This is a genomic window from Actinophytocola sp. (assembly GCF_036402745.1).
Taxonomy (GTDB): Bacteria; Actinomycetota; Actinomycetes; order Mycobacteriales; family Pseudonocardiaceae; genus Actinophytocola.
In genome coordinates this window covers 1-6822 of record NZ_DASWSJ010000341.1, presented here as the reverse complement: position 1 = coordinate 6822, position 6822 = coordinate 1, and the positions used below count along the sequence as shown (strand labels likewise).

At 73.6% G+C, this 6822-nt stretch carries 5 protein-coding genes; 1 reads left to right on the top strand and 4 read right to left on the bottom strand.

The features are described from left to right. A partial coding sequence (locus VGD70_RS31015) for an MFS transporter (protein ID WP_331087634.1) occupies positions 1-1133 on the bottom strand: 1133 nt, incomplete at its 3' end. Between the two features lie 354 nt (positions 1134-1487). Next, positions 1488-3680, bottom strand: coding sequence for a GAF domain-containing sensor histidine kinase (locus tag VGD70_RS31010; RefSeq protein WP_331087632.1), 2193 nt, complete (start codon positions 3678-3680; stop codon positions 1488-1490). A 255-nt stretch (positions 3681-3935) separates the two neighbouring features. On the opposite strand from VGD70_RS31010, the gene VGD70_RS31005 reads away from it, so the two are divergent. Next, the gene (locus tag VGD70_RS31005) at positions 3936-6188 is read left to right on the top strand and encodes a GAF domain-containing sensor histidine kinase (protein ID WP_331087630.1); all 2253 of its coding nucleotides are present in this window, start codon (positions 3936-3938) and stop codon (positions 6186-6188) included. Here the strand turns inward: VGD70_RS31005 and VGD70_RS31000 are convergent. Together VGD70_RS31000 and VGD70_RS30995 are read right to left on the bottom strand one after the other, a co-directional pair. Then, positions 6156-6404: an ABC transporter permease subunit gene (locus VGD70_RS31000; protein WP_331087628.1), complete on the bottom strand. Its 249-nt coding sequence runs from the start codon at positions 6402-6404 to the stop codon at positions 6156-6158. The two genes, VGD70_RS31005 and VGD70_RS31000, sit on opposite strands and share 33 nt — an antisense overlap. A 201-nt stretch (positions 6405-6605) precedes the next feature. Next, positions 6606-6822: DUF1345 domain-containing protein (locus VGD70_RS30995; RefSeq protein ID WP_331087627.1), on the bottom strand; the 217-nt coding region annotated here is incomplete at its 5' end.

The following is a 6822-nucleotide window of genomic DNA, read 5'->3' as shown; positions in this document are numbered from 1 at the left end:
CCGGTGTGCGCGGGAATCAGCGTGGTGGCGAGCGCGATGGTGGCGATCGCGGCGACGGCGATGCTGCACGCGATCCCGGCGGTCTGCAGTCCCAGGCGTGTGGCGGCGATGCCCACGGCGATCACGGGCAGCGAGATACCGATGTACATCACGATGAAGAAGGTCGACGCGACGCCGGCGCGGCGCTGGGCGGGCGCCTGGGTGTTGACGGCCTCGAGGCCCGCCCGCATGCACAGACCCTGCCCGAGCCCGGCGACGACCGCCGCGGCGATCACGAGGGCCAGCGACGTCATGGCCAGGCCTGCGGCCAGCAGCGCCATCCCGGCGATCAACGCCACGCACCCGGTCGCCAGCGCCCTGTGCCGGAGTCGCCGGGCAACGGTGACCTGCCCGAGGGCGGAGGCGGCGAAGACCGTGAACACGACCGCGCCCGAGAGCGCGTGATCGGGCTCGTGCAGGAGGTCGAGCAGGAAGGACGGCGCCACGGCGGCGAACAGGCCGAGCACGGCGAAGCCGGCGAATCCCGCGGTGGCGGCTCGGACGAACACGGGCCGGACCTGCGGAGGCAGGTCGGGCCGGCTGATCCGCAGGCGCGGATGCTCAGGAACGTCCACCGTTTCCGGCATCACCCACACAGCGAGGATCGCCAGCAGGATCAGTCCCAGGTCCACCCAGAACGGAAGGCGCAGCGGCAGGGGCGCGAGCTGGGCGAGAACCCCGGCCACGAGCGGCCCCAGACCGAGCGCGCCCATGTTGGAGGTCGTGGCCACCATCGTGGCGCGCCGTCCCTGACCCGCGCCGGCCAGGTCCACCAGCGCGGCGGTCGCCGTGCCGGTGAAGATCCCCGCCGACAGGCCCGACAGCACCCGGCCGACGATCAGCAGCGCGAGGCCCTGATCGAGCAGGAAGGCCACCGTCGACAGTGCGGCGCACGCCAATCCGACGAGCAGTATCAGGCGGCGCCCCAGCTGGTCCGATGCGCGGCCGAACAGCAGCAACGCCGCCAGAACCCCTGCGGCGTAGACCGCGAAGATCACCGTGAGCATTTCCTCCGCGAAGCCCAGTTCTTCCTGGTAGAGCACGTACAGCGGCGTGGGCAGGGTGGTCCCGAACATCGTCACCGCGAACGCCACGGCCACCAGCCAGAACGCCAACGGTCTGGAAACGACGGGGCGCCGATGTGCGGGAACCGCGACCGGGTGGTTGCTCTGGGGGCTCATCGCCGACTCCGACAGGACCGCACTGCGCCCCCTTGCGGGATTGGTTCACGAGGCATTGCCGGCTGAAGTCGCCATCCCGACGGCGTCGGCCGAGTACGCGAAAAGTCTTGTCACGGCGGCGCCTCGCGTCGCCCCGGCCAACGGCAATCCGCGATACCGACCAGCCCCCGGCGTCGGGGGCGGCTGTCGACCCGGAACCCATCGTGCTGCCGGACTCACGCGCGGCTGCCTCCACGCGGTCGGCGGCTGCCGGCTCGCTGCGGTGGATCAGGGGCCGGCTTCTGCGGCGGGTGACGCGGGCGTGCCGGCAGCCGTGACGGGCAAGGAGACCTGCACCCTGGTGCCTCCGCCGGGCGGGCTGTGCAGCGAGAGCCGGCCGCCGAGGGCCTCGACCCGGTCGGTGAGCTCGACGAGGCCGGAGCCGCCGGTCAGGTCCGCGCCGCCGCGGCCGTCGTCGCGGACGCGAACACGCAGGACACCCTCGCCGGTTTCGACCTCGACGTCGATGACGGTGGCGGATGCGTGCGCTGCGGTGTTGGTCAGCGTCTCGGCGACGGTGTAGTAGGCGGCGAGCTCGACCTGGTCGGGCAATCGGCCGTCGACGCGCACCTCGAGGCGGACCGGGACGGCGGAGCGGCGGGCCAGTGCCTTCAGCGCCGGGCGCAGGCCGCCGTCGGCCAGGGCCGAGGGGTGCAGGCCCCGGGCGAGCTCGCGCAGTTCGTCGAGCACGCCGGCCAGCTCCGAGGCGACGGCGTCCAGCCGTGCGGTCAGCTCGGTGGCCTCGGGTGGTACCGCCGCGCGCACGGTGCCGCGAAGGTGCAGGGCGAGGGAGACCAGGCGTTGCTGGGCGCCGTCGTGCAGGTCGCGCTCGATGCGGCGGCGGGTGGCGTCGCCGGCGGCCACGATCCGCGCGCGGGAGGCGGTCAGCGCGACCTGGGTCTCGGCGTCGGCCAGGGCGGTGGCGACCAGCTCGGTGAAGCCGGCCAGCCGGGCCTCGGTGTCCGCCGGCAGTGGCTCCTCGTGAGTGGAGAGCACGCTCATGACACCCCACAGGCGGCCTCCGACGCCGATCGGCGCCCCGACGGCCGTGCGGATGCCCCATTCGCGGAAGACGTCGGTGGCCGCACCCGAGGCCTCGGCGCGGGGCATGCGCGCCGGCCGGCCGGTGTGGAACACCAACGTGTGCACGTTCCGCCCACCGAGCTCGAATCCGCTGCCGACCGGGGTCGGGGGAGCGGCGCCGGTGCTGGTCCACGCGCTGACGATCGTGGCCGTGTCGTCCGGGCCGTACCGGCTCATGAGCGCGACGTCGGCGGAGAGCACCCGTCCCAGCTCGGCGGTGACCGCGGCGAACACCTCCGCTGGCGGCGCCGCCCGGGCCACCAGCGTCGCCACCCGGCGCAGCGCGGCCTGCTCCTCGGCGTGGCTGCGCAGCTCCATGCGCGCCTGCGCGTTGGCGATCGCGGTGGCGACGAGCTCCGTGAACGCGGCGAGTCGCTCCTCGGTGTCCGCCGGCAGCGGCTCGCGCCCGGACCCCACGCACGTCACGCCCCACAGCCGCCCCTCGACGCTGATCGGTACCCCCACGACCGAGCGGGCGCCCCAGCCGCGCGCGATGTCGGCCGTCGGGCCCGAGGCGTCGGCGTAGTCGTCCATCCGTGCCGGCCGGCCCGTGGCGAACACCTGTGAGATCACGTTCCGCCCGCCGAGCGGCGCCCGGGTGCCGACGGTGAACGGCCCGGCGGTCCCTGTGCTGCTCCACGCGCCGACCGCCGTATGCGTGCCGTCCGGGTCGTACCGGTTCATGATCGTGACGTCGGCGGAGAGCACCCGGGCGACCTCGGCGGTGACCGCGGCGAACACCTCTTCCGGCGCCGCCCGGGCCACCAGCGTGGCCATCCGCCGCAACGCGGCCTGCTCCTCGGCGACGCCGCGCAGCTCCACGCGGGCCTGCGCGTTGGCGATCGCCGTCCCGACCAGCTGGGTGAAGTCCGCCAGTCGTCCCTCGGTATCCGCGGGCAGCGACTCCGCGCGCGTGGACGCCACGGTCAACACACCCCACAGCCGGCCCTCGATGCTGATCGGCGCGCCGACGGTCGAGCGGAGCGCCCAGCCGCGTCCGTTCTCGGCGGGCGGGCCGGAGGCGTTGGCGTAATCGTCGATCCGCGCCGGCCGGCGGTTCCGGAAGACCAGGGTCGCCGTGTTCCGGTCGCCGAGGCACGCCCTCGTGTCGGGAATGGGCAGGGCGGCGCCGGTGCCGCTCCACGCGCCGACGGCCGTCACGGCGCCGTCCGGGTCGTAGCGCCCCACGATCGTCAGGTCAGCGCCCAGCAGCCGACCGACCTCCTCGGCGACGACGGCGAACACCGCCTCCGGCGACGCCCCTCCGGCAACGAGCGTCGCCACCCGTCGCAGCGTGGCCTGCTCGTCCGCGATCCGACCGCTCAGTCGGGTAGCCATCAGGGTCTCCGCCCCGGCGGCGGATCCACCGCCACCTCGCCCGGTGCGCACCGGTGTCCAGCGTGCTCCCAGTCAGGGGACCGATCAAGGATCATCCCGGCGGTTGCGGTGGGGCAGTGGGCGAAGCCGACAGTGCGACCGGCTGCGGGCTGCCGGCTACCCGGGCCGGGTGTGCGGACCGGGACGGTTCTTGATTCGCCTCCTCGGGGCGAGCACGCTGGGACACCCCCAGTGGGCGTCTGACGAGGCGGCGACGTGGCTGCTGCCGGAGTGGAGGTCCTGACGATTGTCAGGCCGAGCGAGCGGATCGCCGAGGAGCAGGCCGCGCTGCGCCGAGTGGCGACGCTCGTCGCCGGCGGGGCGCCACCGGAGGCGGTGTTCGCAGTGGTCGCCGAGGAGGTCGGGCGGCTGCTCGAGGTCGACTTCACGATCCTGAGCCGGTACGAGCCGAACGACGCGCAGGTGTCCGTCGGCGTATGGGGCAGGACCGGCGCCGACGTACCGTTCCCCGTCGGGACCCGGGTGCGTCTCGGTGGGCGGAACGTGGTGTCGCTGGTGGTCCACACGGGTCGGCCGGCGCGCGTCGACGACTACGCCGACGCCTCGGGAGCGGTCGCCTACGCCGCACGCGGCTGGCGGATGCGTTCGGCGGTCGGCGTGCCGATCGGCGTCGAGGGCCGGCTCTGGGGCGTCATGGCCGTGGCGTCCGGGCAGGAGCAGCCGATGCCGCCCGACACCGAGGCACGGCTGGCCGGCTTCACCGAGCTGATCGCGACCGCGATCGCCAATGCCCAGGCGCGCGTGGAACTACGCGGCTTCGCCGAGGAGCAGGCCGCGCTGCGGCGGGTGGCAACGCTGGTCGCCCGGGCGGCGACCCCGGAGGAGGTGTTCGCTGCCGTCACGGACGAAGTCGGCCGTGTCCTCTCGAGCGAGGTCACGCTCCTGAGTCGGTACGACGCGGACGGCGCGGCGACGATCGTCGGCGCATGGACCAGGACGGGCGCGGCGTCCCCCATCGCCATCGGCGGGAGATTCCGGCTCGGCGGGCGGGACATGCACACGCTGGTGTTCCGGACCCGCCGTCCGGCGCGGATCGACGACTACGCCCACGCGTCGAGGGTGGGCGTCGACATGGCCCGCAGCATGGGCGTGCACTCAGGGGTCGGGGTGCCGATCAGCGTCGACGGCCGGCTCTGGGGCGTCATCGGCGTCACTTCCGCACATGAGCAGCCGCTGCCGGCAGACACGGAGGCCCGCCTGGGCGGATTCACGGAGTTGGTCGGCACCGCCATCGCCAACGCGCAGGCCCGCGTGGAGCTGCGCGGCTTCGCCGAGGAGCAGGCCGCGCTGCGCCGGGTGGCGACCCTGGTCGCCGGCGCGGCGCCGGCAGAGGAGGTGTTCGCCGCGGTCACCGAGGAGGTCGGTCGGGTGCTCTCCGTGGAGTTCACGGTCCTCAGCCGGTACGGCCGGGACGGTACGGCCACGGTGCTCGGCGCCTGGACCAGGACGGGCGCCGCTTTCCCCGTGCCCATGGGCTTCCACATGGGACTCGGCGGTCGGAACGTGCACACGCTGGTTTTCGAAACCTGCCAGCCGGCCCGGGTGGATCACTACGGCCAGGATGCCGGCCCGGCACCGATGATCGTTCTTGCCGCAGGCGTGCGCTCGTCGGTCGGCGCTCCGATCAGCGTCAAGGGGCGCCTGTGGGGCGTCATGAGCGTGGCGTCCACCTACGAAAGACCCCTGTCGGCAGACACCGAGGCACGGCTGGCCGCCTTCACCGAGCTGGTCGCCACCGCGATCGCCAACGCCGAGGCCCAGGCCGCGCTGGCCGCATCACGGGTGCGGATCGTCGCCGCGGTCGACGCCGCGCGCCGTCGCATCGAACGCGATCTCCACGACGGCGTCCAGCAGCGTCTGGTCTCCCTCGCCATGCAGATCCGCGCGGCGCAGGCCACGGTGCCCCCGGCGGCGGAGGAGCTGACCGCGCATCTGGACGGCCTCGCCGCGGAGATCGGTGACGTGCTGGACGAGGTGCGCGAGATCGCCCGTGGCCTCAACCCGCCCGCGCTCGCCGACGGTGGGTTGCGCCCGGCGCTGAGGACGCTCGCCCGCCGTTCCGCCGTCCCCGTCCGCCTCGACGTCGGCGTCGCCGGCCGGCTGCCCGACCAGATCGAGCTCGCCGCCTACTACGTCATCGCCGAGGCACTCACCAACGCGGCCAAGCACGCCGACGCCTCCGAGGCTCAGGTCCAGGTGGAGAGCGGTGAAGGACTTCTGCGGGTCTGCGTCCGCGACGACGGGCGCGGCGGCGCCGACCGCACCCGGGGTTCCGGACTGGTCGGGCTCACGGACCGCGTCGAGGCGCTCGGCGGCCGTTTCGCGCTGCACAGCCCGGTCGGTGGGGGCACCGCCGTGCAGGTCGTGCTCCCACTCACCGCTGCCGGCGGGCCCCACGCGGGCGAACCGGCTGAATCAGCTCCTCCGGGTGGCCGACCGGCGCCGTGACAGGGCGTCGATACCCGCGGCGATCAGCAGGACGGCGCCCGTGATGATGTTCTGGTACGAGGGCGGCAGCGCGGCCGCCGAACAGATCGTGAACGCCGTGACCCTGATGTGGATGACGTCCATCCCCGCGCGCCGGGCAGCTTCGACGCTGCCGCCCGTGGCGAACAGGTGCCGTCCCCACGTCGTTCGGTTCAAGGCGATCGTGGCGACGACCATCAGGAGCGGCTAGCGGGCAGAAGGCCTGCGCCCGGACGCGCTACTGACCCGGCCGGCTCATCGCGGACCACGATCCCGACGTCGGCGGACCGCAACTCCCCGACCGGTGCCGCCATTCCGGCTCCCGGGTCGGGGTCGGTCGCCACGGTCACGCGACCGACGAGGCCCGTGGACCGGCTGCGGTTCGACGCGCAGCGGGGACTAGCCGCTGCGGAGGCTGGCGACGAGATTGATCGTCGTAGCCAGGATTCCGGTGCCGAACAGGTACGACAGGAGAGCGTGGCGCAGGACGGTGCGGCGAACAGTTGCCGCGTTCAGCACCGTGTCCGACACCTGGAACGTCATCCCGACAGTGAAGGCCAGGTAGGCGAAGTCGCGGTAGGTGGGCAGTTCGGCCGAGTTGAAATCGATCCCGCCG

Coding starts and splice junctions, on each gene's coding strand:
- VGD70_RS31010 (WP_331087632.1), bottom strand. CDS start 3,680: ATGGCTACCCGACTGAGCGGTCGGATCGCGGACGAGCAGGCCACGCTG.
- VGD70_RS31000 (WP_331087628.1), bottom strand. CDS start 6,404: ATGGTCGTCGCCACGATCGCCTTGAACCGAACGACGTGGGGACGGCAC.